This is a genomic window from Gilvibacter sp. CC01, from assembly GCF_055755295.1.
The window spans coordinates 1,000,471-1,024,535 of sequence record NZ_CM146909.1 but is presented as its reverse complement, the minus strand read 5'-3'; the positions used below and the strand labels follow the sequence as shown (position 1 = coordinate 1,024,535).

General features: G+C 44.9%; 29 protein-coding genes. 24 read left to right on the top strand and 5 right to left on the bottom strand.

From position 1 onward, the window contains the following. The first annotated feature begins 62 nt into the window (after positions 1 to 62). Both AC0J2F_RS04870 and der read left to right on the top strand, forming a co-directional pair. Positions 63 to 626 (top strand): sugar O-acetyltransferase, encoded by a 564-nt coding sequence (locus tag AC0J2F_RS04870; protein WP_087525535.1) that lies wholly within the window; start codon positions 63 to 65, stop codon positions 624 to 626. 57 nt (positions 627 to 683) lie between these two features. Beyond that, positions 684 to 1,985: a ribosome biogenesis GTPase Der gene (der, locus tag AC0J2F_RS04865; RefSeq protein WP_087524470.1), complete on the top strand. Its 1,302-nt coding sequence runs from the start codon at positions 684 to 686 to the stop codon at positions 1,983 to 1,985. Between the two features lie 2 nt (positions 1,986 to 1,987). On the opposite strand, the gene AC0J2F_RS04860 is transcribed toward der, so the two are convergent. The 5 genes from AC0J2F_RS04860 to AC0J2F_RS04840 are packed head-to-tail and all read right to left on the bottom strand — an operon-like array spanning position 1,988 to position 5,129. Further along, positions 1,988 to 2,812 (bottom strand): TPM domain-containing protein, encoded by an 825-nt coding sequence (locus AC0J2F_RS04860; RefSeq protein ID WP_473009092.1) that lies wholly within the window; start codon positions 2,810 to 2,812, stop codon positions 1,988 to 1,990. Further along, a complete protein-coding gene (locus AC0J2F_RS04855; RefSeq protein ID WP_473009091.1) occupies positions 2,793 to 3,230 on the bottom strand; it encodes a TPM domain-containing protein in 438 nt (145 codons plus the stop codon). Before AC0J2F_RS04855 ends, AC0J2F_RS04860 begins: the two co-directional genes overlap by 20 nt. Next, complete coding sequence (locus tag AC0J2F_RS04850; RefSeq protein ID WP_473009090.1) at positions 3,230 to 3,811, bottom strand: LemA family protein; 582 nt, start codon at positions 3,809 to 3,811, stop codon at positions 3,230 to 3,232. Before AC0J2F_RS04850 ends, AC0J2F_RS04855 begins: the two co-directional genes overlap by 1 nt. Before the next feature lie 11 nt (positions 3,812 to 3,822). Continuing rightward, entirely contained in the window at positions 3,823 to 4,152 is a 330-nt protein-coding gene (locus tag AC0J2F_RS04845) for a MerR family transcriptional regulator (RefSeq protein ID WP_087524474.1), read from the bottom strand. Further along, the gene (locus AC0J2F_RS04840; protein ID WP_473009089.1) at positions 4,152 to 5,129 is read right to left on the bottom strand and encodes a M23 family metallopeptidase; all 978 of its coding nucleotides are present in this window, start codon (positions 5,127 to 5,129) and stop codon (positions 4,152 to 4,154) included. The genes AC0J2F_RS04845 and AC0J2F_RS04840 overlap by 1 nt, the downstream gene beginning before the upstream one ends. 143 nt (positions 5,130 to 5,272) lie before the next feature. On the opposite strand from AC0J2F_RS04840, the gene alaS reads away from it, so the two are divergent. The 22 genes from alaS to AC0J2F_RS04730 all read left to right on the top strand — a co-directional run bounded on the left by alaS (position 5,273) and on the right by AC0J2F_RS04730 (position 24,057). Next, entirely contained in the window at positions 5,273 to 7,885 is a 2,613-nt protein-coding gene (gene alaS, locus AC0J2F_RS04835; protein ID WP_473009088.1) for an alanine--tRNA ligase, read from the top strand. 1 nt (position 7,886) lies between these two features. Continuing rightward, positions 7,887 to 8,834: a GSCFA domain-containing protein gene (locus tag AC0J2F_RS04830; RefSeq protein WP_473009086.1), complete on the top strand. Its 948-nt coding sequence runs from the start codon at positions 7,887 to 7,889 to the stop codon at positions 8,832 to 8,834. A gap of 80 nt (positions 8,835 to 8,914) precedes the next feature. Next, on the top strand, positions 8,915 to 9,235 hold the full coding sequence (locus AC0J2F_RS04825; RefSeq protein ID WP_473009085.1) for a hypothetical protein: 321 nt from the start codon (positions 8,915 to 8,917) through the stop codon (positions 9,233 to 9,235). Continuing rightward, complete coding sequence (locus AC0J2F_RS04820; protein WP_473009366.1) at positions 9,160 to 9,441, top strand: hypothetical protein; 282 nt, start codon at positions 9,160 to 9,162, stop codon at positions 9,439 to 9,441. Before AC0J2F_RS04825 ends, AC0J2F_RS04820 begins: the two co-directional genes overlap by 76 nt. Positions 9,442 to 9,609: 168 nt before the next feature. Beyond that, positions 9,610 to 11,469 carry an outer membrane protein assembly factor BamB family protein gene (locus AC0J2F_RS04815; RefSeq protein WP_473009084.1) on the top strand — a complete coding sequence of 620 codons (1,860 nt, stop codon included), beginning with the start codon at positions 9,610 to 9,612 and terminating at the stop codon, positions 11,467 to 11,469. A 153-nt stretch (positions 11,470 to 11,622) separates the two neighbouring features. Further along, positions 11,623 to 13,038, top strand: coding sequence for an MORN repeat-containing protein (locus AC0J2F_RS04810; RefSeq protein WP_473009083.1), 1,416 nt, complete (start codon positions 11,623 to 11,625; stop codon positions 13,036 to 13,038). Between the two features lie 75 nt (positions 13,039 to 13,113). Continuing rightward, the gene (locus tag AC0J2F_RS04805; RefSeq protein WP_473009082.1) at positions 13,114 to 13,881 is read left to right on the top strand and encodes a hypothetical protein; all 768 of its coding nucleotides are present in this window, start codon (positions 13,114 to 13,116) and stop codon (positions 13,879 to 13,881) included. 71 nt (positions 13,882 to 13,952) lie between these two features. After that, positions 13,953 to 14,201 (top strand): hypothetical protein, encoded by a 249-nt coding sequence (locus AC0J2F_RS04800; protein ID WP_473009081.1) that lies wholly within the window; start codon positions 13,953 to 13,955, stop codon positions 14,199 to 14,201. Between the two features lie 16 nt (positions 14,202 to 14,217). Beyond that, positions 14,218 to 14,472: a response regulator transcription factor gene (locus AC0J2F_RS04795; RefSeq protein WP_473009080.1), complete on the top strand. Its 255-nt coding sequence runs from the start codon at positions 14,218 to 14,220 to the stop codon at positions 14,470 to 14,472. A 68-nt stretch (positions 14,473 to 14,540) separates the two neighbouring features. Further along, positions 14,541 to 15,152, top strand: coding sequence for a DUF4230 domain-containing protein (locus AC0J2F_RS04790; RefSeq protein WP_473009079.1), 612 nt, complete (start codon positions 14,541 to 14,543; stop codon positions 15,150 to 15,152). Between the two features lie 15 nt (positions 15,153 to 15,167). Beyond that, complete coding sequence (locus AC0J2F_RS04785) at positions 15,168 to 15,740, top strand: TetR/AcrR family transcriptional regulator (protein WP_473009078.1); 573 nt, start codon at positions 15,168 to 15,170, stop codon at positions 15,738 to 15,740. A gap of 76 nt (positions 15,741 to 15,816) precedes the next feature. Continuing rightward, complete coding sequence (gene paaE / locus AC0J2F_RS04780; RefSeq protein WP_473009077.1) at positions 15,817 to 16,875, top strand: 1,2-phenylacetyl-CoA epoxidase subunit PaaE; 1,059 nt, start codon at positions 15,817 to 15,819, stop codon at positions 16,873 to 16,875. Between the two features lie 12 nt (positions 16,876 to 16,887). After that, positions 16,888 to 17,850 (top strand): 1,2-phenylacetyl-CoA epoxidase subunit PaaA, encoded by a 963-nt coding sequence (paaA, locus tag AC0J2F_RS04775; protein WP_473009076.1) that lies wholly within the window; start codon positions 16,888 to 16,890, stop codon positions 17,848 to 17,850. Between the two features lie 10 nt (positions 17,851 to 17,860). Beyond that, positions 17,861 to 18,148: a 1,2-phenylacetyl-CoA epoxidase subunit PaaB gene (gene paaB, locus AC0J2F_RS04770; protein WP_473009075.1), complete on the top strand. Its 288-nt coding sequence runs from the start codon at positions 17,861 to 17,863 to the stop codon at positions 18,146 to 18,148. A gap of 5 nt (positions 18,149 to 18,153) precedes the next feature. Then, positions 18,154 to 18,909 (top strand): 1,2-phenylacetyl-CoA epoxidase subunit PaaC, encoded by a 756-nt coding sequence (paaC, locus tag AC0J2F_RS04765; RefSeq protein ID WP_473009074.1) that lies wholly within the window; start codon positions 18,154 to 18,156, stop codon positions 18,907 to 18,909. Position 18,910: 1 nt separating this feature from the next. Further along, on the top strand, positions 18,911 to 19,414 hold the full coding sequence (gene paaD, locus AC0J2F_RS04760) for a 1,2-phenylacetyl-CoA epoxidase subunit PaaD (RefSeq protein ID WP_473009073.1): 504 nt from the start codon (positions 18,911 to 18,913) through the stop codon (positions 19,412 to 19,414). Continuing rightward, positions 19,411 to 20,193 carry an enoyl-CoA hydratase-related protein gene (locus AC0J2F_RS04755; protein ID WP_473009072.1) on the top strand — a complete coding sequence of 261 codons (783 nt, stop codon included), beginning with the start codon at positions 19,411 to 19,413 and terminating at the stop codon, positions 20,191 to 20,193. Before paaD ends, AC0J2F_RS04755 begins: the two co-directional genes overlap by 4 nt. A 1-nt stretch (position 20,194) precedes the next feature. Continuing rightward, positions 20,195 to 21,355: a 3-hydroxyacyl-CoA dehydrogenase NAD-binding domain-containing protein gene (locus AC0J2F_RS04750; RefSeq protein WP_473009071.1), complete on the top strand. Its 1,161-nt coding sequence runs from the start codon at positions 20,195 to 20,197 to the stop codon at positions 21,353 to 21,355. Further along, positions 21,355 to 21,762: a PaaI family thioesterase gene (locus tag AC0J2F_RS04745; protein ID WP_473009070.1), complete on the top strand. Its 408-nt coding sequence runs from the start codon at positions 21,355 to 21,357 to the stop codon at positions 21,760 to 21,762. The genes AC0J2F_RS04750 and AC0J2F_RS04745 overlap by 1 nt, the downstream gene beginning before the upstream one ends. Further along, a complete protein-coding gene (locus AC0J2F_RS04740) occupies positions 21,759 to 22,238 on the top strand; it encodes a hypothetical protein (RefSeq protein WP_473009069.1) in 480 nt (159 codons plus the stop codon). Before AC0J2F_RS04745 ends, AC0J2F_RS04740 begins: the two co-directional genes overlap by 4 nt. A 1-nt stretch (position 22,239) precedes the next feature. Continuing rightward, positions 22,240 to 23,451, top strand: a complete 1,212-nt coding sequence (gene pcaF / locus AC0J2F_RS04735) for a 3-oxoadipyl-CoA thiolase (protein ID WP_374957898.1) — start codon at positions 22,240 to 22,242, stop codon at positions 23,449 to 23,451. Between the two features lie 6 nt (positions 23,452 to 23,457). Beyond that, positions 23,458 to 24,057 carry a short chain dehydrogenase gene (locus AC0J2F_RS04730; RefSeq protein ID WP_473009068.1) on the top strand — a complete coding sequence of 200 codons (600 nt, stop codon included), beginning with the start codon at positions 23,458 to 23,460 and terminating at the stop codon, positions 24,055 to 24,057. Positions 24,058 to 24,065: the final 8 nt, after the last annotated feature.

Below are 24,065 nucleotides of genomic sequence, written 5' to 3'. Positions count from 1 at the left end.
CAAATATGATTTTGATCAGCTGGGAATCAATCCTAAAAGCGACTATCTTTATACAAACTGCAATTATGACCGAACGCGAAAAGATGTTAGCAGGCCAGATGTACGATCCCTTGGATCCGCAACTGTTAAAAGAAAGAGAGGCTGCAAGGGTGCTTTTTAAAAAGATCAACGACTTGCCGGAAGAGCGTAAACCAGAACGCGACAAACTGTTCTACAAGCTCTTTGGATCTGCCGGAAAGGGCCTGTGGATCGAGCCGCCTTTCTATTGCGATTACGGCAACAACATCCATGCAGGAGACAACGTATTTATGAATTTCGACTGTGTGATCTTAGATGTATGTGAAGTTCGTCTAGGCGATCGGGTGATGTTCGGGCCCAAGGTTCAACTCTACACGGCGACTCATCCGCTAAATGCCAGAGCTCGCTCAAGCGGCGAGGAGTTGGGCAAGCCCATTACCATAGGGAACGATGTTTGGTTGGGAGGTGGAGCCATAGTTTGCCCTGGGGTAACCATAGGCGACGGAGCTGTAATAGGTGCGGGCGCTGTTGTGACTAAGGATATTCCTGCCAATGTCTTTGCTGGAGGGAATCCGGCAAAAGTTATTGCACCTATCGATAATAAATAGGTCGCAGGGCTGGTAGCCCCGAAATAAAGTCTATTTTTGCAGCCTAAATCCGTAGCGATGAGTATTGTAGCCATAGTTGGACGTCCAAACGTAGGAAAATCAACCTTCTTTAACCGCCTCATTCAGAGACGCGAAGCGATCGTTGATGCTGTTTCCGGAGTTACCCGTGACCGCCATTACGGCAAGAGCGACTGGAACGGCAAGGAATTCTCTTTGATCGATACGGGTGGCTATGTAAAAGGGAGCGACGATATCTTTGAAGCTGAGATCGATAAGCAGGTAGAACTCGCAATCGATGAGGCCGATGTGATCATTTTTATGGTCGACGTAGAAACAGGAGTGACCGGAATGGACGAAGAAGTTGCCCAATTGCTTCGCAAGTCGAAAAAACCTGTTTTTCTAGCGGTGAACAAAGTAGACAATTCTAAACGTGTCAACGATGCGGTAGAATTTTATTCCCTCGGATTTGAAAAGTACTATACCATTGCAGCTACAAACGGCAGTGGAACAGGGGAGTTATTGGATGATCTGGTAGAGGCCTTGCCGGATGATATTGCCAAAGATGAAGACGAACTACCGCGCTTTGCAGTAGTTGGGCGCCCGAATGCAGGGAAGTCTTCCTTTATCAATGCATTGATAGGTGAGGATCGTTATATCGTGACAGACATTGCTGGAACAACCCGTGACGCCATTGACACCAAGTACAACCGCTTCGGATTCGAGTTCAACTTGGTAGACACAGCTGGGATCCGCAGAAAATCAAAGGTGAAAGAAGACCTTGAATTTTATTCGGTCATGCGATCTGTTCGTGCATTAGAGCACTGTGATGTGGCACTATTGGTCATAGATGCGACCCGCGGTTTTGAAGGGCAAGATCAGAACATCTTTTGGTTGGCACATCGCAACAACAAAGGAGTGGTGATCTTAGTTAACAAATGGGATTTGGTTGAAAAGGACCATATGACCACCAAGAAGTTCGAGCAGTACATCCGCAAGCAATGTGAACCATTTACCGATGTGCCTATCGTTTTCATGTCTGCGCTTACCAAGCAGCGTATATTTAAAGCTATAGAAACCGCTGTTCAGGTGTACAAGAATCGTTCGCAACGCATCAAGACCAGTGAGCTCAACGATGTGATGCTGCCTATCATTGCTGCAACACCACCACCGGCCTACAAAGGAAAATATGTAAAGATCAAGTTTTGTACGCAGTTGCCAACGCCGCATCCCACCTTTGCTTTCTTTGCAAACCTACCGCAATACGTTAAGGATCCTTATAAGCGATTTATCGAGAATAAGCTGAGAGAAGAGTTTGACTATAACGGAGTGCCGCTTACCATTTATATGCGTAAAAAGTAAACCTACCAGCTTCCGCTAGCGCCACCACCGCCAAAAGAGCCGCCACCAAAGGTGCCTCCTCCAAAGCCACCGCTGCCAAACGATCCGCCTGAGCCAAAGCTGCCGCTAGAGCGTCCGCCGCCACTAAGAATAATGTATTCCAAAAAGGAATCGGCTACAAATTCGCCACTGCCTCCACGACCACCGCGGCCTCCACGATTTCTGTATTGCAGGTATTTTAGTAAGATGAAAATGATGAAAAATATCAGGAACGGGGCGTATTGAACCCAATCTACAATTTTCTTTTTTCCAGATTCAGTCCCCTCAAATTCCCCTTCAATGGCTTGAAATATTGCAGAAACTCCAGCATCTAGTCCGTTGTAATAACTCCCTTGTTTAAACTCGGGAATGATCACCTGATCTATAATGGTCTTGGTTTCCAGATCGGTCATTCGGTATTCTATACCATAACCCGTGGCAATGTCGATCTTTCTGTCTCCTGTTGAAAGCAATATAAAGATCCCATTGTCTTCTGAGGCCTGGCCAACCCCCCAAGCTGCTCCCCAACGAGACCCTAAGAGCGAAATATCTTCTCCGTTCAAATCCTTTATGGTTACAATAACGATCTGGGTCGAGGTAGTGTCTGCATAACCGATAAGCCGTCGGTTAAGCAATTGTTCCTGAGATCTACTCAGTATATCAGCCTTGTCGTAAACGCGCTTAACGCGCATGCTGTCTTTAGCGGGAGGTGGAGGTATGGTGTACTGCGCCCAGAGCCCAGTGGAACTCAGCAGTAAAAGAAAACCTGCAATGAGCAGTCCTAAAACCTTATCCTTTAGAGATCTCATTGGGTAGTTCATTGGTGTCGTTATCCTTAAATGGGAAGTACTGTGCTAAGGCTTTACCGGCTTCTGTCACGCCTGCTATAAGCCCTTGAGCAAACTGCCCAGTCTTGAAATGCGAAGCGATCTGATCTTTGGTGGAATCCCAAAAGCCTTGACCTACAAGCTCGTTTATACCGCGATCGCCCAAAATGGTGAAGGTATGATCGTGAACAGCTACATAAATGAGCACGCCATTGGCTTCTTGGGTTTGGTCCATGTTCAGCGCGTGGAAAATTTCCTTTGCCCGCTCCATCGGGCTCAGGTCTGTATGACCTTCCAGATGCACTCGGATCTCTCCAGAAGTGCGCTCCTCCGCAAGATGTATGGCATCTATAATAGCCTGTTCCTCTGAAGCGGTTAAGAAGGATTCAACAATTCCCATTAGTCAAAGTCTACTACAGGGGCAGTTTCTGTACCTGCCGCAGCTTCAAAATATTCTTTTTGGTCAAAACCAAGAACGCCCGCTATCAATGAGGTAGGGAAAGATCGGACTTTGGAGTTGTAAGGGTTCACCACTTCGTTATAGCGGTTGCGTTCCACATTGATCCTGTTTTCGGTGCGCTCCAGCTCTGTGATCAGCGCCTTGAAATTCTCATTGGCCTTTAGGTCTGGATAGCGTTCAAAAACAGCCAGTAACCTTGCCAAAGCAGAATTTAGACTTCCCTGAACCTGTTCAAATTGCGTCAATTGCTCCGGCGTTATATTACTCGGGTCAATGGTCACCGCAGTCGCTTTGCTACGGGCCTCAATGACCTGAGTTAAGGTCTCTTGTTCAAACTCCGCATAACCCTTGGCGGTATTAACAATATTCGGAATTAGATCAGCGCGTCTTTGGTAAGAGCTTTCCACATTGGCCCATTGAGCGTTAATGTCTTCTTCTTGGCTAACCAGAGTATTGTTAGTGGAAATTCCCCAAATAGCTATAGCCGCTACGATTAGAATTGCGGGTATCCATTTTTTCATAGTTAGTTGGTTTAAAGTTGATCTTTTATTTTGAGTAGTTCGGCCTTTATGCCTTCTAGCTTGCGAACGATTTCGAACTTGTCGAGCGTTTTCTTTTTATTCTCTTTGAGATGCGTTTTAGCTCCCTCTAAAGTAAAGCCACGCTCTTTGACCAAATGGTAAATGAGCTCCAGGTTCTTAATATCCTCCGGAGTGAATTTTCGGTTGCCTTTAGCGTTCTTTTTGGGTTGGATGATATCGAACTCCTTTTCCCAAAATCGGATTAGTGAAGTATTGACCCCAAAGGCGTCGGCAACTTCTCCTATGCCGTAATAACGTTTTTCAGGTAAGCTGATCTGCATTAGTCAAGCGATTCGTTTTCTTGCTGAGAAGCTTTCAGTAATTCGTTGAACTCTTCGGCTGTAAGGTTGCCGTAGTAGAAATGAATCGGGTTGATCTTGTCTCCATCTTTAAAGATCTCGTAGTGGAGGTGAGGTGCTTCCGAACGTCCAGTACTCCCAACAAATCCAATAAGGTCTCCACGTTTTACACGTTGACCTAAGCGTACATTGTATTTGTACAAGTGCGCGTACAGGCTCTCGTAACCGTAACCGTGTTCTATTCTAATGTGCCTTCCGTATCCTGCGGCTGTAGCATCCGCTCGGGTTACCACGCCGTCGCCAGAAGCGTAAACCGGGGTACCTCTAGGAGCGGTAAAGTCCATACCGTAGTGAAATTTTCTCGCCTTGGTAAAAGGGTCTGTACGGTATCCGTAACCAGAAGCCATACGAGTCAGGTCTTCGTTGCGCACAGGCTGAATAGCAGGTATAGCTGCCAGCAGTTTTTCTTTTTCTTCTGCGAGCTCCGCTATTTCATCCAACGATTTAGACTGCACTACGATCTGTTTGGTAATAACGTCCAATCGTTTTGCTGCGGAGATGAGCAGGTTCGAATTGTCAAAGCCTTCCCATTCTTTGTAACGGTTTACTCCCCCAAATCCGGCCAAGCGCTGCTCGTCTGGAATAGGGTTGGCTTCAAAATAAACCCGATATAGGTTATTGTCGCGCTCCTGCAGCTCCGTAAGCACAGCTTGCGCCTGATCCATTTTTCTGTTGAGCAATTCTAAGCGGAGTTCTGCATTGGCCAATTCACGAGCCAAGGCCTTTTCCTTTGGAGTTTCTATGTAAGGCAAGTTGAGGTAAAGTAAAAAGAAGAACAAGCCACTCAAGAAAATACCTAAGAATGACAAGAGAATAAAACCAAAGGTGCGACCCTTTTTAGGTTCTATTTTTCGATAGGATAAAGTCTCGCTATCGTAGTAATATTTTACCTTCGACATAAGTTAAAATGTGCTATTTTTGCCCTTGATAATTGGGGTGTTACAAGGCGCTAACGCAATACAAAGATAAAAATTGTTTGCTGCCTATCCTAATACAAGGGTTGACTGAAGTAAGTTGGCCTAACTCATTTAAAATAAAGCAAATGAAGTCTCAGGACATTCGTAAGACATTCTTAGAATTTTTCAACTCCAAACAGCACGCTATAGTGCCCTCTGCGCCTATGGTGATCAAAGATGATCCAACCCTTATGTTCACCAATGCGGGGATGAATCAGTTCAAGGAGTATTTCCTGGGAAATAAAAAAGCGAACGATCCTAGAGTTGCAGATACGCAAAAATGTTTGCGTGTAAGTGGAAAGCACAACGACCTGGAAGAGGTAGGGAAGGATACCTATCACCACACCATGTTCGAAATGTTGGGCAACTGGAGTTTTGGTGATTATTTTAAAGAAGAAGCCATTGCTTGGGCATGGGAGTTGCTCACCGAGGTCTTTAAAATTGACAAAGATTGCCTTTATGTTACCATTTTTGAAGGCGATAAGGCAGAAGGTCTTGCCCGCGATACGGAGGCTTATGATTTTTGGGCTAAACATATCGACCCAAGCCGTATTCTAAACGGCAGCAAAGATGACAATTTCTGGGAGATGGGAGACCAAGGGCCTTGCGGACCTTGTAGTGAGATCCACGTTGACATCCGCAGCGATGAAGAGAAAGAAAAAGTATCTGGAGCGGAACTTGTGAATATGGACCACCCGCTAGTGGTAGAGATCTGGAATCTGGTATTCATGCAGTTCAACAGAAAGGCAGACGGTTCATTGGAAAAACTTCCGGCGCAACACGTAGATACCGGAATGGGCTTTGAGCGTTTATGCATGGTGCTGCAAGACAAAAAGAGTAATTACGATACCGACGTATTTACCCCGCTAATTCGAGAGATCGAGGCCATTGCCAACTCCAAATACGGCCAAGAAGAAGAAATTGACATTGCAATTCGTGTAATTGCAGACCACCTGAGAGCTGTTGCCTTTGCCATTGCAGATGGGCAGTTGCCTTCTAATACTGGAGCGGGTTATGTGATCCGCAGAATTCTGAGACGTGCCATCCGATATGGCTTCACCTTTTTAGATCAGAAAGAACCCTTTATTTATGAATTGGTAGCAACACTCACCAATCAAATGGGCAGCGCTTTCCCAGAACTTAAAAAGCAAAAGAATCTGATCACCAACGTGATCAAAGAAGAAGAGCAATCTTTTTTAAGAACCCTAGATCAAGGGCTGCTGTTGTTAGACCAAGTTATCACTAATGCTAAAGATAAGTCGATTTCTGGAGCGAAGGTCTTTGAACTATATGACACTTATGGGTTCCCTAAAGATCTAACCGCTCTTATCTTAAGCGAGCGTGGTTATACTATGGACGAAGCTGGCTTTGAGCGAGAACTCCAAAAGCAAAAAGAGCGTTCACGCGCCGCTACCAAGGTAGAGACCGGTGATTGGGTAGAATTGCGCCAAGACGATGAGGAAGAATTTGTAGGTTACGACACACTTTCGGCGCCTGTGACCATTACGCGCTATCGCGAAGTGGCCAGCAAAAAAGAAGGAACACTGTATCAGTTGGTCTTTAATGTGACTCCTTTTTATCCGGAAGGAGGAGGGCAAGTGGGTGACAAAGGGTATCTTGAAGCTGCTAACGGAGAGGTGGTCTATATCATCGATACCAAAAAAGAAAACAACCTTATCGTACACTTTGCCAAGAATCTGCCCCGTAATCCAGAGGCGAATTTCAAGGCAGTGGTAGACGAAAAACAGCGTGCAAGAACGGCCAGTAATCACACGGCCACACACTTGTTGCATCAGGCGTTGCGCAATATACTCGGCACGCATGTAGAACAAAAAGGTTCTATGGTGCATAGCGGAAACCTGCGTTTTGATTTCTCTCATTTCTCTAAGGTCACTGCGGAGCAATTGGAAGAGGTTGAGGCTTTTGTCAATGCGCGAATTAGAGAGAGTCTGCCTTTAGAAGAACAGCGAGGCATTCCTTACGATACGGCCATAGAACAAGGCGCTATTGCCCTTTTTGGCGAGAAGTATGGAGACGCGGTTCGCACCATTCGTTTCGGAAAGTCTATGGAGCTCTGCGGAGGTACACACGTTACCAATACGAGCGATATCTGGCATTTTATCATAACGTCAGAATCTGCTGTTGCGGCAGGAGTGCGTCGTATTGAGGCAATAACTAGTGATGCTGCTAAGGCGTATTTTGAAGAAACCTCTAAAGAACATCAGCAGTTAAAACAGCTGCTTAACAATGCCAAAGATCCGGTTGGTGTATTAGAAGGTATTCAACAAGAGAACACACAGCTTAAAAAGCAACTACAACAACTACTTAAAGAAAAGGCTAAACATCTTAAATCACACTTGGTAGACCAGTTAGAACAAAAGGATGGTGTTGCATTTCTAGCTACAGAAGTTGATCTCGATGCTGGAGGGATGAAAGACCTCGCTTTTGAAATGGGCCAGAACCGTACAGATCTTTTCCTCTTATTGGCTTCTAGTCAGAACGGAAAGGCATTGCTAAGCTGTTATATTTCTAAAGAGCTTGCTGCTCAAGGTAAACTCAACGCAGGGACCATAGTGCGCGAGTTGGGTAAACACATCCAAGGAGGTGGCGGTGGACAGCCGTTCTTTGCCACGGCCGGAGGTAAGAATCCCGATGGAATTCCAGCGGCATTAGAAGCTGCCTCGGCTTATCTGAATTAAGATGGACCGGAGTACGACCATATCGCTAACTCCGCAATCTCCTTCGGTAGATCACAATCATTACAGTCTATTTCTTGGCTCCTGCTTTGCAGTCAATATAGCTCAAAAGTTCGAGCACTATGCTTTAGCGCAGTCGGTGAATCCTTTTGGAGTTGTCTTTAATCCTGTTTCACTAGAAACCTTGGTGTTGCGAGCCTTGGATGAGCGAGAGTTTACGGCTTCCGATCTAGACAAACGAGACGATATTTGGTTCTGTTACGAGGCTCATACCAGCCTAAGTGGCTTGAAGCAAGAAGAGGTCTTGACCCAATTGAATGGAGCACTGTCTGATTTAAAGTTGGCCTTAAGCAGTGCGAAGCATCTTATACTCACCTTAGGTACAGCTTGGGCTTACCGTCTTAAGCAAACCGATAAAATTGTGGCAAATTGTCACAAACAGCCAAGCGACAGCTTCAGCAAAGAATTATTGTCTCCAGCGCAGATAGAAGCAAGTGCAAGGAATCTATCCGCAGCAATAAAAAAAGTCAACCCTGAGCTTACAATCATATATACTGTATCACCAGTGCGTCACATTAAAGACGGGATTGTTTCCAATGCGCGAAGCAAGGCTCATTTGCTAAGCGGTGTTCATGCTTATATAGCTACTGATGTCAATGCATATTATTTTCCGGCTTATGAGCTAATAATAGACGAGTTGCGCGATTATCGTTATTACAGTGCAGATCTGATCCATCCTAACCAGCTAGCCATTGACTATATATGGGAACGATTTTCTCAGGTATGGCTTAGCTCTGAGGCTCAAGAGCTCAACACGACCATTGCAAAACTCCGAGCTGCGATGAATCACCGGTCTCAGTTCCCGGGAAGCAAGGCAGATTCAGACTTTAAGCGCAATCTCCAAGAGCGTTTGTCTGCCTTTAATGCAGCGCATCCACACATCAAACTATAATCAAATACGACATCTGCCCTATTGATTGTCAGGGCTTAAGTGTTCACTTTTGCTTACAGTTAAACATTAAAACTAGCGACATGAACACACTAAAAGTATTGAGCCGATATGCCTTTATATTTATGGCCCTATTGGTAACCGCCTGCGATAAAGATGACGATTCTTCAGGTGGAGGAGATGATCCCGCAGCCAGCGGTGATGAATTTGTAACCGCCAAAGTAGACGGCGCCAATTTTGCTGCAGCACAAGATCCGGCAGTAATTGTTGGAGCCGTAATCGACAGTGGCGTTTTGAATGTACAAGGGGGGCCAACAGCGGAGACACCATCCGAATTACAATTGTTGGTTATGACGGCCCTGGAACCTACACCTCAGGAGATAATGCTACCAATCCAAACTTAATGGGATATTTTACCGTATCACCAGTAGCCGGATGGTTGAACAATGGAGTTGCATCTTTGGTAGATGGTGTGGGGACCGGAACCGTGGAGGTTGCTTCTGATGCCGATGGCGTGGTAGAAGGTACCTTTTCCTTTAAAGGATATAATGCAGAGGACATGACCATGAAAACTATTACAGAAGGTCAATTCAAAGCGATCGTAGACTAAGCGAATCTCTATGTTGAGGTTTTTATGTGGAAAGTCGGGATACCCAGTGTATCTCGGCTTTTTGCTTTTTATGATTTAACTGTTTGATTGTCAGAATACGGCAATTGCCCTATTGAAACGCTAGGGCAATTATTTCACTTTTGAATAACACTAAAAACTAATCAAATTATGAGACCAACAGCTTCACTTTTAACCGCGATCCTATTCTTTTTGTGCGCTGTCACAACAGCATGGGCTCAGAAGGCGGAGACCCCGGATTGGCAATACGATACCGGAGCCAAGATCAACGAAATGACCATAACACAGGGCGGAACAGTAGTTGTCGCTACCAATGACGGCTTGGTTGGAATTAAACCCGGTTCAAACGAGCTGCTCTTCAACTTCACCGATTACGGACGTGTGAAACCAGAAGAGTTGACCTTTATTCCCAATGCGCCTTATGTGGTGGTTGGGCAAACTGGCTTTGGTGCCATGACCACTAAAAAGGCCGTTATTGATTATATGTCTGGAAACACCTTGTTCAGCACCGAAAACAACGGTTGGAAACTGGTTTGGACCTGTCATGTGATGATGCCTCAGAATAAACTAGTGGTAAGTGGTCAACGTCGAGCTAGTGAGAAATATACCAATGCCGTAGCCATTTATGACTTAAACACAGGAGAACAAGAAAGCTTCTTTAAGTTCAAAGGGTCTGAAATGGTAAGTGGTCGACCGTTATTATTAGACAACGGCTTGATCATTCCTACCAGCAAGGGATTAACTAAAGTAGATATGAACAGCGGAACCATTGCGTGTAAGGCCGATCTAAAGAACGTAGGTTGGATGGTAGCTGATGAGTCCGAACAAGAAATTTACGGCTTTGTGGGTAAGCCCAACGGTGGATCCACCAAGGTGTTCAAAATTAGCGCAACTGGCCAAATGCTGTGGGATGATGGGCATAAGGTCAAGGGGAATGTGGTTAATTTTGAGATCTTACCCCAAGGCCTTGCTATTGTGAGCGATGTGGACAACTCTGGTAAGAAAGGAATTATGAAGTTGGCCTCGGGTCGCTCGGAGTCTAAAATTGCATTTTTAAGTGCGCAAAATGGAGAAGATCTCTGGGAAAAGGCACCTAAGACCAAAGGTTATGTACAGCATTTCTATATCATGGATGACGGTATTCTCTTCGGAATCTATGAAGGAGGGATCTACAAGATCTCCTTTGATGGTCAAACTTTGTATAAAAAACCGCTAAAGACTGGCGAAAACATCCTAACCATGGCTTCAACACCTCAAGGCTTGATCTATATCACCTCCGAAGACGCGAACATTGTGAATCTGGAAACAGGAGATCAAGTTTGGAACAAGCCCTTAAAATACAAACGCGCCGATGCGGTGAGTTCTACTTTTGATAGCAAGAATAACCGCTATTTGATCGGTGCAGACGAAGAGGTATTTGCAGTTGATGCCAATAGTGGAGAGGTAGCCGATTTCGCCGAAGTTTCCTTTGAAGGTAAAGAAGATCCTACAGATATTGAGTGCCGAGACGGCGGTGTTCTACTCACTAGTGACCAAAACATGATGCTTTTGGACTGGGAGGGCATAACCAACTGGCATGAATTCAAACGAGCCCCAGGTAAGAGCGCCTTTGGTGCTATCTTGGCAGGAGCTATGGCGGTAGCTACAGCGGCCACTGCAGCCGCAAGCTATGCCGAGGCCAACAACAATCGCAACCGCTTGGGGAACTATACAGCCCGTGGCCAGGCTTATGCAGATTTGGGAGATGGTATGGCCATGGCAAGTGGGGCCTCTGTGGCGGAAATGCTTAGACGTTTTAAGGCTACAGCAGCAACACAAGATGCACAGTTCATTCTGACCAAATTAGAAGAGGGCGTGGGTCTGGTGAAGATAGACAAAGACAGTGGAGAAGTCGAAAAAGAGATCATCTTAAAAGACAAAAAGCCTGAATATCAAGTAGACGATTTTGGTGGGATTCTTTATTACAAAGCGAACAACAGTACCATTTACGCCTACGATTTATCTAAATAGCCTCCAAAGCTACCGTTATAGAAGTACCTCCTACTCACTGGAGGTATTTCTTTTTAAATTCCCAATAATTATTAACTTAGGGAAATAGTAAGTTTTAACTAGCGCCTAGCAAGGTTTTTACCCTATAGCAGGCCATTACCAAACAACAAGATTATGAAGTTTCTTATCCCCTTTTTGGCCTTCTTGATATCCGGCACCTTGCTTTGGGCACAAGTGCCAGAACCTGTTAGTCCCCTCTTGACCCGAACAGAGCAGAAGCAGCCAACCTATTTAAATAGTGTCTCTTGGCTCAAAACAGGAGATGATACCTATAGCATTACTAGCGATGGCGGTATAGAATTGAATGAGCTGCAGTATTTGTCGCAGTTGAGTTCGGCCTCTATAGCTACTTTACACTTGCCGTCTAGAACAATCATTCTCTTGCCAGATTTTGATGATGTTGCCGTTGGTAGCAGACATGATGGTAGAATTCTTCTTAGAAACACATCTAAGAACTTTTATCTGACCAATCCGAATTCTTATATCACCTATGTAGACGACAAATCGTATACGGTTGAGGTTACTCGAGTAGCAGATAGCTATGTAGCCTATGTGCCTGAGTTGGATAAAACCTATTTTGAGAAAGATATCCGAAAGTTCTCCGGTTGGGGAGCAGACAATCTGATCGATATGGGCTACGCGCCAGACAATACCTATTGGTATCGCGATTACGAGAACAAGAAATACGGGATCATTATAAAAGGTCAAAGTATGGATTATACCAATGTCACTTCGGAGGTGCGCGGGAACGATCGTTTGATCTTCGACAATGGCAAGCCGGTATACCTGCTCAAAGATTACGAGAACACGACGACTATAAAAATGCGCCCGGTGAGTACTAAAGTAGAACAGTTCATTACAGAAAGCAGCGGCTCCTCTAATTGTGTTCGTGGCAATTGTCAAGATGGATTCGGAAAGTACGAGTACAACAACGGTTATTACGACGGCTTTTGGTCTGGAGGAAAAAAATCCGGCTATGGTCTTTACTCTTGGGATAGCGGTGCAACGTATATCGGCAATTGGGAAAATGACAATATGAACGGCTACGGGGTTTTTACCGATGAGGATGACAATATGCAAAAAGGCCTTTTTAGAAATGGAAAACTTCACGGCAGAGCTGTTAAGAACTACGACGAAGATTGGGAGCAAGGGGTTTTTGACAGTGGGACCTTAGTGGACGCTTTCACTTTTTACGGGAACGATGTGACCAGTGGCTGTACCATTGGTGATTGCAAGAACAAATACGGAAAAATGGTATTTGGCAACGGCGATACCTTTGTCGGTTTCTTTAGAAATGGCAACCTGCAAATGGGTACCTACAGCTTTGCTTCTGGCGCTAAATACAGTGGGGAATTTGATAGCTCCGGACGTTTTTCTGGCATGGGCCGATTTTGGTTTGCCAATGGCAACTATTACGGCGGATCTTGGACTAACGGAAAGTTTGATGGTCGCGGTTATTTCAGCGATAAAGAAACTGGAGAGAATCAGATCGGTTATTTCAAGAATGGCGATTTTATTCGAGCAGAATAGTTTTTAAAATAATTTACCACAGCTGTCATATGCTTTGATAATGACATCTATAAACACACATAAACGCTAACTACAATGAGACTTTTAACAACACTAGCTCTTTTATTTGGAGCATTACAGCTTTGGGCCCAAGAGGTTCCGCAGCAACCACAACAACCAAATAGTCCAACTCAAACTACCACAAGCAACTGCGATTGGGGGGACTGTATTAATGGATACGGAAAAAGGACCTACAGCAATGGTGATTACATTGGCTTTTGGAGCAATGGAAAGAAAGAAGGCTACGGTAGCTATTACTGGACCGAAACCAAAGGCCAGTATATTGGCGAGTGGGCGAACGACAATATGCACGGATATGGTGTTTACATTGGCGATAACAAAGACAATCTAAAAGGACAGTACAGAAACGGTTCTATGAATGGCTTGGGTGTTACGGTAAAAAATGACAAGTGGAGCCAAGGTATTTACACCAACGGATCACTAACAAAAAGCTATCCCTATTACAGCAATAATAAGGACAAAGGCTGTTCTATAGGCGATTGCCAGAATGGCTACGGGCGTTGGAACTACAGCAATAGTGATTATTATATCGGGTTCTTTAAAAATGGTAACCTGCATCAGGGGAGTTACTATTTTAAAGGTGGAGCCAAATATTCTGGTGAATTCAACAGCAGTAATAAAATGCATGGTATGGGCCGTTATTGGGCTGCGGATGGTAGTTATTACGGCGGATATTGGGCCAACGGAAAATTCGATGGTCGAGGCTATTATGACAACAAGGCCAGCGGTAAAAAGGAAGTTGGTTTATGGCGTAATGGGGTATTGACTCAAAGTATGTATTGATTTTTTAAGGCAATTGCCGTATTGTACGCCATGCCCCTACTGCTTAGTTTTACTTTAGTTTAATTCTAAGTATGGACAACAGCCTCTATTTTATTGCTGTGATCTTTCTGGTTCTGGCAGCCTTGCTTGCCTTGTTCTTTTACAGGATGAATTTATCCTTAAAGAGCAAGTACGAGTTGCGCTGTGACGAATTGAAGGACTGTTATCAAGCGCATCAAGATCAAATTGAATTCAGACAAATAACACTGGGTGCTTATGATTTTGATCGCTTCAACCTATCACAGGTGCTCCAAAAGCAAAAATTGGTGCAATGTCTGTGATTCATTTGTGACCGCCATGAAGACCTTAAAATTGCTTCGCAATCCAATTGTAGTGACCAATAGTGCAGATAAGGAGCAGATCTCACTATCTGCCCGAGAAATTGAGGTCTTGGAACAGCTCAGTACTGGCCTCAGTTATACAGCCATTGCAGACAATTTGATCCTTTCGCCTAGCACCGTGCGCAAGCATATCGAGAACATCTACAAGAAATTGCAAGTCCACAGCAAAATAGAAGCAGTACAAAAGGCGAGAAACCACAATCTTATCTAATTTCCAAGGCCTTACCACTTCCCGGGATATTGCAGAAAAACCGTACCTTAGGGACAAGACTTTGAGCCATGCGTAATTTCTTATTTGGTGCTTGTTTTGCCTTATTGATCGTCTTTGTCTATCAGTATTGTGATTACCGTCGTCAAGGGAGTCAGCAGCGTTTGCAGAGTTCAGCCATGTTGCAGCAGCAACTTCAGAACGTGGGCAAGTTAGTCGTTACAGAAGGTAGTTTTACGCAGATCCACAACTACGAGGATTCCAAAAGCTATTATTTCGACTTTTTCTCCTCAAAAAAGAAGGCGCTCATAGTAGTGGATGCTCAGGCGCAAGTTAGCTATGATCTTCGCAAAATGGAGATCGATATTGACAGCATAGCCAAAACATTGACCGTTACCTATTTGCCAGACCCAGAATTGAAGATCGCACCGCGCATAGAATATTACGATGTAGAGCAAGGGATCTTTAACGATTTTGATGCCGAGGCACTCAACACCATCACCAAAAAAGTCACCGACAGTCTAAGGGTTCAAGCCCTACAAAGTGAACTTATGACCAATGCACAAAACAGACTGATCTCTGAGCTGCAGCAGCTTTTTGTGCTTACAGAGAGCATGGGTTGGACCTTGATCCACAAAGAAAAGACCATAAAAATACCAGAAGATTGGCAGCTTCTAGATTAATTAAACCACCGCATATTGAAAACCCTTAGTCGAAAAGAAGAGATAATTGAAAAGGCCGCCAAGTTGTTCCTAGAGCGGGGATATAGTGCAGTTACCATGCGTGATCTGGCCAAGGAACTGGGTATAAAAGCGGCTAGCTTATACAATCATATTTCTTCTAAGCATGAGATCTTAGAATCGCTCATTATCAGTGTGGCGGAGGAGTTTACCGTAGGAATGAATCGAATTTTTATTTCTGACATGCCTACCCTAGATAAGGTAGAACAGGTCATTCATTTGCATATAGACGTAACAGTAAAGAACCAGGATGCCTTGGGATCACTCAATAACGATTGGATGCATTTAGAAGGCAAGACCTTGCCTTATTTCGAAGAAATGCGCAATCAATACGAGGAGAATTTTAGACAGATCATCAAATCCGGAATTGCAGAAGGTGCCATAGCCAATCGCGATCCGGAGATATTGTTGTTCTCGGTCTTATCCACCCTTAGAACCCTTTATTTGTGGTATCCTAAAAAGAATAGTATTGATATGCAGACACTTAAGGACGATATGACCGCCACCATGTTGGCGAGCATAAGAGCCTAGATAATTGGCAAAAATTTAGATATTGGCTCTTGTAAATTTAACTAACAAACGTTAGTTTTGTCTTATAAATTCAGGTATGGCAAAGTTTTTCGACATCCGCGTGGCAGAGGTGTACAAGGAAACCAAGGACACTTCTGTAGTAACTTTTGAGATCCCAGATGATCTTAAAGTGACCTTTGCGTTCACGCAGGGACAACACCTGACCCTTAGGGCAGACATTAACGGTAAGGACGAGCGTCGTTCTTACAGCTTGTGTTCAAGTCCGCTAGATGGAATTTGGCGCGTAGCCGTTAAGCAGATCCCGGGAGGTGTTTTCTCAACTTATGTCAACGAATCGCTTAAAGCTGGCGATACGATTCAGCTTATGCCTCCTAGCGGTCGATTTTTTGTTCCCATTAGTGATACGCCCAAAAATTATATCGCCTTTGCCGCAGGAAGTGGGATCACACCTATTTTGTCTATAATAAAAACGCATTTGGCCCAAGAACCAGATAGTAGCTTTAAGTTGTTCTTCTTGAACCGTACGGTCAAATCCATTATCTTTAAAGAAGAGATAGAAGCGCTTAAGAATCAATACTTTGATCGGTTTGAGATCTTTTACTTTTTAACAAAAGAGCGCAGAGATATACCCTTGTTCAACGGACGTTTTGACGAGGAGAAAATGCAGGCACTGACCAAAACCTTTATCGATGTGCCAGATACGCATGGTTGTTTTATTTGTGGGCCGCAGGAAATGATCTTCCTTATTCGCGATGCCCTGCAAGACCAAGGCATGGACTTGGAAAACATTCATTACGAACTATTTTACACGGGCGATGCGCCAGCACCGGCCGTAGAACTTAAAGAAGTACAGGAAGGCACGGAAGTCGTTATCATAGATGGAGGAAAAGAATTTCGCTTTGTTATGGAAGACGAGCACGACAACATCCTGGATGCTGCCTTAGCTGCAGGAGCAGATCTGCCTTACGCATGTAAAGGAGGCGTTTGTAGCACCTGTAAATGTAAAGTTTTGAGTGGCGAGGTAGCCATGAAGATAAATTACGCTTTAGAGGCCGATGAGGTTGCACAAGACTTTGTGCTCAGTTGTCAGGCGGTTCCTCAAAGCGATAAAGTCACCGTCGATTTCGACGTATAAAAAACCGGAATTATGAGTGAAAAAGAAATCAAAAACCTAGAAGAGATCTTTGAGCAGCGCATTGCCAACGACGAAAAGATTGAACCTAAAGATTGGATGCCAGAGAAATATCGCAAGACGCATATTCGTCAGATCTCTCAGCATGCCCATTCAGAAATTGTAGGGATGTTGCCAGAAGGAAATTGGATCACCAGAGCCCCTTCTTTAAGACGTAAAGCAGCCTTGTTGGCCAAAGTGCAAGACGAGGCTGGGCACGGTTTATATCTCTACAGTGCTTGTGAGACCTTAGGGATCAGTCGTGAAGAATTATACGAACAACTCCACACCGGAAAGGCGAAATACTCCAGCATTTTCAATTACCCAACAGTGACGTGGGCCGATATTGGAGCCATAGGTTGGTTGGTAGACGGCGCAGCGATCATTAATCAGGTGCCGCTTTGTAACACCTCTTTTGGACCATACGCCAGGGCAATGGTTCGTGTTTGTAAAGAGGAGAGTTTCCACCAGCGTCAAGGGTACGAGATCATGCTCACCCTGTCTAAAGGAACTCCAGAGCAAAAGGCAATGGCTCAAGACGCACTCAACCGTTGGTGGTGGCCAAGCCTTATGATGTTTGGCCCTACAGATGCAGAGTCTGTGCATACCGAGCAATCCATGAAGTGGAAGCTCAAGCGCAAGACCAATGACGAACTGCGCCAGCAGTTCATAGATCAGACAGTGCCGCAAGCGGACTTGCTTGGATTAACTGTACCAGACCCAGATCTTAAATGGAACAAAGAGCGAGGTTCTTATGATTTTGGTGAGATCGATTGGGACGAATTCTGGCAGGTAGTCAAAGGACACGGCCCTTGTAATAAGGAGCGTATGAACGCACGCGTTTCTGCCTGGGAGAACGGAGCTTGGGTGCGCGATGCAGCTGTCGCCTATGCAGAGAAACAAGAAAAAGCAAAATCAGAAGTGGCTCAGGCCAGTTAAATTGAAAGTTATGGAAAAAAAGAACTGGCCATTATGGGAAGTCTTTGTCAGATCCAAGAACGGATTGGAGCACAGACATTTTGGTAGTTTACATGCTGCGGATGCCACTATGGCACTAGAAAACGCTCGCGATGTCTACACGCGTCGCAATGAGGGCGTGAGCATATGGGTTGTTGAGTCCAAACATATCACAGCCTCTAATCCAGAGAATTACGGTGAGCTGTTTGAGCCTGCTCAAGATAAGGTATACCGTCATCCTACCTTTTACAATCTACCCGATGAGGTAAAACATATGTAATAGTAATGGAGAAACAATCTTTATACGCATACATGCTCACCTTGGGAGACAATGCGCTGATCTTAGGACAGCGATTGGGCGAACTTTGCGGGCACGGGCCAAGTTTGGAGACCGATATTGCGCTGACCAATATAGCTTTGGATCTACTTGGGCAAACTCGTAGTTGTTTTCAATATGCGGCTTCTCAGCTAGAGGGCAAATCAGAAGACGATGTCGCTTTTTCTCGCAAGGAGAATGAGTACACCAATGTACTTTTGGTGGAGCAACCCAATACAGACTTTGCTTATGTGATCACACGCCAGTATTTCTTTGATGTGTATCATTTAATGCTGATGGAATGGTTATCGGCGAATTCTGCCGACGAGACTATTAAAGCGATCGCCAGTAAAGCGGTAAAGGAGGCTCGTTATCACCGCCGATTCTCTTCGGATTGGATGCTGCGTCTAGGCGACGGAACACCAGAAAGTCATCAGCGTGTGGTTCAAGCTGTAGAAGACCTATGGCCTTATACCCAAGAATTCTTTGTGCCTTCTGAAACAGAAACTTTGGCCGCCCAAGCTGGAATAGGCCCTGAGCTCTCTTCTTTTAAAGAGCATTACTACAACGATGTAGTATCGCTATTGCAGAAAGCCACCATTGCTGTACCAGAGAATCCCTACTTCCAAAAAGGTGGTAAACAAGGAGTTCATACCGAACATATGGGTTACCTCTTGGCCGATCTGCAATACATGCAACGCACTTACCCAAACATGACCTGGTAAGATGACCATTAAACTGCATCCTAATATAGAGGCCGATCTGATCCCGATTCTGGAAACTGTTCCAGACCCGGAAATTCCCGTTTTAACGGTGCTAGACCTAGGTGTTGTAAGAGAAGCAGTGCGAACGCCCGAAGGTGTTCATATAAAACTCACCCCAACTTATACCGGCTGTCCGGCTATGGATGTCATTGGCGACGACCTTAAAGCGGCTTTTGCCAAGGTGGGAATAGTTGCAACAGTAGAATTGATCTTAGCTCCTGCTTGGAGCACCGATTGGATCAGCGAAGCTGGTCGCAAAAAAATGCGCGACTACGGTATTGCACCTCCTCTTAGCGAAACTGCAGACAAGGCAGCGCTTCTGGGAGACCAACGTTTGGTGCCCTGCACCAACTGTAAATCAACGAATACTAAAATGATCAGTCAATTTGGTTCAACAGCTTGCAAAGCACTATTTCAGTGTATGGACTGCCAAGAACCTTTTGACTATTTTAAATGTCTTAAATGAGCGATTTTATCCAAGCCCGACGGGCAGCAGATGTGCAGTACATCTACCTGAACAGACCGGAGGTCTTTAACAGTTTCAATCGAGAAATGGCTTTGGCCATGCAAGCTGAACTTGACGCCGCTGCAGAAGATAGTAGTGTGCGAGCCGTAGTTATTACTGGAATCGGGAAGGCCTTTTGTGCTGGTCAAGACTTGAAAGAGGTTACCATACCAGAACTCAATCCAGGCTTTAAAAAGATCCTCGAAGAGCATTACAATCCCATCATCCAACGTATAAGAAATCTTGAAAAGCCAGTTATCGCTGCTGTAAATGGAGTGGCTGCTGGCGCAGGAGCAAATATTGCATTGGCTTGTGATCTCGTTGTGGCTGCAGAAGAGGCTAGCTTTATCCAGGCATTCAGTAAGATCGGATTGGTTCCAGACAGTGGAGGAACTTTTTTTCTACCGCGATTAATTGGAATGCAACGTGCGACAGCCCTGATGTTTCTAGGTGACAAGGTCAGTGCAACAGAGGCTGAACAAATGGGTATGATCTATCAGGCAGTACCAGGTTCCACTTTGGAAGAAAGCGTTGCGCTATTGGCAGAAAAATTAGCGGCTATGCCTACCCAGGCTCTAGCACGTACTAAGATGTTGCTCAATGCTTCGTGCAACAGTTCTTTAGAAGGGCAATTGCACATGGAATCTGAACAACAGATCGCTGCCGCTCAGAGCTTAGATTATGCAGAAGGGGTAGCGGCCTTTATAGAGAAAAGAAAACCCAATTTTATAGGACGATAATATGATACATCGGGTAGGGATTATAGGAGCCGGAACCATGGGAAGTGGCATAGCACAAGTTGCTGCCACAGCGGGTTGTGAGGTTGTACTTTGCGATTTGAACCAAGATGTCTTGGACCACTCCGCAGCAAAACTAGAACAAGTACTGAGCCGTTTGGTGGTCAAAGGCCGCATTGAATCCGCAGAAAAGGAAAGAATTCAATCCTTGATCAGCTATTCTACATCTCTAGGAGATCTGGCGGGGTCTGATCTGGTTATTGAAGCTATCGTGGAATCCTTAGAGATCAAGACTAAGCTGTTTCAGCAATTAGAACCGCTGCTCGGAGACGATTGTATCATAGCCACCAATACCTCATCTTTATCGGTAGCCGCTATAGCTGCGTCTTTACAAAAACCGGAACGCTGTCTGGGAATTCACTTTTTCAATCCTGCTCCGCTGATGAAGTTGGTTGAGGTCATCCCAGCAGTACAAACCACCAACCACAATACCGATTTAGTAGTTCAAACTATTAATGATTGGGGTAAGGTCGTTGCCTTAGCCAAGGATACTCCAGGATTTATAGTAAACCGAGTGGCTAGACCCTTTTACGGCGAGGCACTGCGGATATTGGAAGAAGGAATTGCCGACGTTCCTACCATTGATTGGGCACTGAAGAGCAAGGGAGGTTTTAGAATGGGACCTTTTGAGCTGATGGATTTTATTGGAAACGATGTTAACTACACCGTAACCGAAACTGTTTTTAAGGCTTTTTATTACGACCCGCGCTACAAACCTTCTTTTACACAAAAGCGCTTGAGCGAAGCCGGTTATTTAGGAAGAAAGTCGGGTAGAGGTTATTACAATTATGCCGAAGGCGCTGTAAATCCAGAACCTCAGACAGATGATGCTTTGGCAACCAAAATATTGAACCGTGTATTGGTTATGTTGATCAACGAGGCTGCAGATGCTTTGTATCTAAACATTGCCAGCGCTGAAGATATTGATCTGGCCATGACCAAGGGTGTGAATTACCCCAAAGGTCTCTTGGCTTGGGCAGACGAATTCGGTATAGTCAAATGCGTGGATCAGTTAGATGCACTTTACGATACCTATCGCGAAGATCGCTATAGAACATCGCCAATACTTAGAAAAATGGCCGAGGCCAATGAAAATTTCTTTTAATGCAAGGCGAGAAGATCCCATATAAAATGCTATCTCTAGATCCTTTTAGCCAATGGCTGGGGATAGAGATCTTGCATTGTGAAGTTGGTCGAGTTCGGTTAGGTCTAAAGGTTAGACCAGAGATGCTCAACAGCATGGGTTTTGCTCACGGCGGGATTACGTACTCTTTGGCAGATACAGCTTTTGGTTTTACCAGTAATACCCACGGTAAATATGCGGTGTCTATTGAAACTTCGATCAATCACATAGAAGCATTGAACGAAGGTGATTATTTGGTGGCCGAATGTACCTTGGATCATACCAAGAATAAGGTGGGTTTTAATATCGTTGAGATCCATCGCGGAAAAGAATTAGTAGCGCTGTTCAAAGGCGTGGTTTACAGAACATCAAAAGATTGGGAAGAATGAAAAAATTAGCAGTCCTACTATTTATTATAAGCCCTTTATTTGTCTTTGGACAACAGGATAGTAATCCGCCAAACGAATTGGGAGCTATTGCCGTGAACTTTGAGGTAGACGAGGATTACTTTCCCATTAAAACCCCCGATGGGCAAGCTTTTTACAGCGAGGATTACAAAGCAGCTATTATGGGACAATTACTTCCCATCTCCTTTGAACAAATGGAACTGGAATACAATACAGGCTCGCTTGAACAAGGTGGAGAGGTTGTAGAGAAAGATATTCTCACACTAGATGGCAAGCGTTTTTTGTTTGTTAAGATGATACTTAAGGATAAAGGGGACACCTATTTAACTATGTATGCTCGCCAGAATGACGATTCCACTAGCATTTTGGTTTCAGGATTCTACGGTCCTGGTCATGATGCTGAGAAAATGGATGCTTACACAAAAACAGCGGCATTGAGTGCTGCGGTAAAAGAATAATATGAAGGAAGCCTATATCATAGACGGAGTTCGAACTCCAATAGGAAATTATAAAGGAACCCTAAGCGCGGTACGTACCGATGATTTAGGAGCCCATGTCATAAGGGAATTAACGGCTCGGCATCCAGAGATCCCCTTGGACGCTTATGATGACGTGATCATGGGCTGTGCCAATCAAGCCGGTGAGGACAATAGAAACGTGGCGCGTATGGCATTACTGTTAGCAGGTTTGCCTTTCACCGTTCCGGGAGAGACCATCAATCGCTTGTGTAGCAGTGGACTCTCTGCAATTGTTCAGGCCAACCGTGCCATTAAAGCTGGAGATGGAGATCTTTTCATCTCTGGAGGAGTAGAGAACATGACCCGCGGGCCATATGTAATTGCGAAGCCTACTTCTGCTTTTGGGAATGATGCTAAAATGTACGATTCCAGCTTCGGTTGGCGATTCGTAAATCACAAGATGCACGAGCTTTACGGCACTGACGGCATGGGAAATACCGCAGAGAACCTAGTGGCCAAATACAATATTTCAAGAGAAGACCAAGACGCTTTTGCCTATTGGAGCCAAATGAAGGCTGCTGCGGCTCGCGAGAGTGGTAGACTGGGTATGGAGATCGTGGATGTGGTGATTCCGCAGCGCAAAAAAGACGATATCATCTTTTCGCAAGATGAATTCATAAAACCAACAACTACCAAAGAAATACTAGCCAAATTACGTCCGGCTTTCAAATCAGACGGGAGTGTAACGGCCGGAAACTCTTCTGGTCTGAACGATGGAGCAGCAGCAACCATTGTCGCTTCGGAAGAAGCCGTAAAACAATATGGCCTTAAACCGCTGGCTAGAATTGTGAGTTCGGCAGTGGTAGGGGTAGAACCTCGAATCATGGGTATAGGCCCGGTAGAGGCAACCTACAAAGCACTCCAGAAAGCCAATTTGAGCCTAGAAGATATGGATGTTATTGAACTCAATGAAGCCTTTGCTTCTCAAGCTTTGGCCTGTATTAGACAGTGGGGCTTGGCCGACGACGACCCAAGAATAAACCCAAACGGAGGTTCTATTGCTATCGGGCATCCGTTAGGAGTTACGGGAACGCGAATCGCTTATTCCGCAGCATTGGAATTACAACAAACGGGTAAACGCTATGCGCTTATCACGATGTGTGTTGGTGTGGGACAAGGTTACGCGGCCATTATAGAAAATGTAAACCTTTAGGTAAAGATGAAAGTAGTAGTCATAGGAGGAAACGGAACCATAGGTAGCCATGTAGTTGCTGCGCTTAAGCAAGCACATGAGGTGGTTGTTGTAGGTAGAAATTCTGGGGACCTCCAAGTGGATATGGCCTCAGAGGCAGATTTGAAACAGCTCTTCAAGACCACAGGTACTGTAGATGCCGTTGTGGTTGCCGCGGGTGACGCCAAATGGGACAAGTTTTACAACTTAAGTGAAGACGACTTCTACATTGGTATAAACAGCAAACTCATGGGGCAGGTCAATGTGGTGCGTATTGCCAAAGACTATTTGAGCCCGGGAGGCTCTATTACCCTGTCTACAGGTATTCTTGCAGACGACCCGGTGGATATGACTACTTCCGCAGCCATGGTCAATGGTGCCATTCACAGTTTTGTAAGGGCTGTAGTTCTTGAATTGGACGGGGTACGTGTCAATGTGGTATGTGCTGGGTTGGTAGAAGATGCTTACGAAAAATATAAAGACTATTTCCCTGGACACGATCCGGTGCCTATGGCTAAAGTCACGAACGCTTACCTTAAAAGTGTTCTCGGAAAGATCAACGGACAAATAATACGTGTGAACGCATAAAAGAGCAG

Bases quoted from the DNA above. Each gene is read 5' to 3' on its own strand.
- AC0J2F_RS04795 (WP_473009080.1), top strand. From the start codon at position 14,218: ATGAAGACCTTAAAATTGCTTCGCAATCCAATTGTAGTGACCAATAGT.
- paaB (WP_473009075.1), top strand. From the start codon at position 17,861: ATGGAAAAAAAGAACTGGCCATTATGGGAAGTCTTTGTCAGATCCAAG.
- AC0J2F_RS04825 (WP_473009085.1), top strand. From the start codon at position 8,915: ATGAACACACTAAAAGTATTGAGCCGATATGCCTTTATATTTATGGCC.
- AC0J2F_RS04810 (WP_473009083.1), top strand. From the start codon at position 11,623: ATGAAGTTTCTTATCCCCTTTTTGGCCTTCTTGATATCCGGCACCTTG.
- AC0J2F_RS04750 (WP_473009071.1), top strand. From the start codon at position 20,195: ATGATACATCGGGTAGGGATTATAGGAGCCGGAACCATGGGAAGTGGC.
- paaD (WP_473009073.1), top strand. From the start codon at position 18,911: ATGACCATTAAACTGCATCCTAATATAGAGGCCGATCTGATCCCGATT.
- AC0J2F_RS04815 (WP_473009084.1), top strand. From the start codon at position 9,610: ATGAGACCAACAGCTTCACTTTTAACCGCGATCCTATTCTTTTTGTGC.
- AC0J2F_RS04830 (WP_473009086.1), top strand. From the start codon at position 7,887: ATGGACCGGAGTACGACCATATCGCTAACTCCGCAATCTCCTTCGGTA.
- AC0J2F_RS04840 (WP_473009089.1), bottom strand. From the start codon at position 5,129: ATGTCGAAGGTAAAATATTACTACGATAGCGAGACTTTATCCTATCGA.
- AC0J2F_RS04730 (WP_473009068.1), top strand. From the start codon at position 23,458: ATGAAAGTAGTAGTCATAGGAGGAAACGGAACCATAGGTAGCCATGTA.
- AC0J2F_RS04845 (WP_087524474.1), bottom strand. From the start codon at position 4,152: ATGCAGATCAGCTTACCTGAAAAACGTTATTACGGCATAGGAGAAGTT.
- AC0J2F_RS04745 (WP_473009070.1), top strand. From the start codon at position 21,355: ATGCAAGGCGAGAAGATCCCATATAAAATGCTATCTCTAGATCCTTTT.
- AC0J2F_RS04740 (WP_473009069.1), top strand. From the start codon at position 21,759: ATGAAAAAATTAGCAGTCCTACTATTTATTATAAGCCCTTTATTTGTC.
- AC0J2F_RS04855 (WP_473009091.1), bottom strand. From the start codon at position 3,230: ATGGGAATTGTTGAATCCTTCTTAACCGCTTCAGAGGAACAGGCTATT.
- paaE (WP_473009077.1), top strand. From the start codon at position 15,817: ATGGCAAAGTTTTTCGACATCCGCGTGGCAGAGGTGTACAAGGAAACC.
- paaC (WP_473009074.1), top strand. From the start codon at position 18,154: ATGGAGAAACAATCTTTATACGCATACATGCTCACCTTGGGAGACAAT.
- AC0J2F_RS04800 (WP_473009081.1), top strand. From the start codon at position 13,953: ATGGACAACAGCCTCTATTTTATTGCTGTGATCTTTCTGGTTCTGGCA.
- AC0J2F_RS04805 (WP_473009082.1), top strand. From the start codon at position 13,114: ATGAGACTTTTAACAACACTAGCTCTTTTATTTGGAGCATTACAGCTT.
- paaA (WP_473009076.1), top strand. From the start codon at position 16,888: ATGAGTGAAAAAGAAATCAAAAACCTAGAAGAGATCTTTGAGCAGCGC.
- AC0J2F_RS04860 (WP_473009092.1), bottom strand. From the start codon at position 2,812: ATGAGATCTCTAAAGGATAAGGTTTTAGGACTGCTCATTGCAGGTTTT.
- alaS (WP_473009088.1), top strand. From the start codon at position 5,273: ATGAAGTCTCAGGACATTCGTAAGACATTCTTAGAATTTTTCAACTCC.
- pcaF (WP_374957898.1), top strand. From the start codon at position 22,240: ATGAAGGAAGCCTATATCATAGACGGAGTTCGAACTCCAATAGGAAAT.
- AC0J2F_RS04755 (WP_473009072.1), top strand. From the start codon at position 19,411: ATGAGCGATTTTATCCAAGCCCGACGGGCAGCAGATGTGCAGTACATC.
- AC0J2F_RS04850 (WP_473009090.1), bottom strand. From the start codon at position 3,811: ATGAAAAAATGGATACCCGCAATTCTAATCGTAGCGGCTATAGCTATT.
- der (WP_087524470.1), top strand. From the start codon at position 684: ATGAGTATTGTAGCCATAGTTGGACGTCCAAACGTAGGAAAATCAACC.
- AC0J2F_RS04790 (WP_473009079.1), top strand. From the start codon at position 14,541: ATGCGTAATTTCTTATTTGGTGCTTGTTTTGCCTTATTGATCGTCTTT.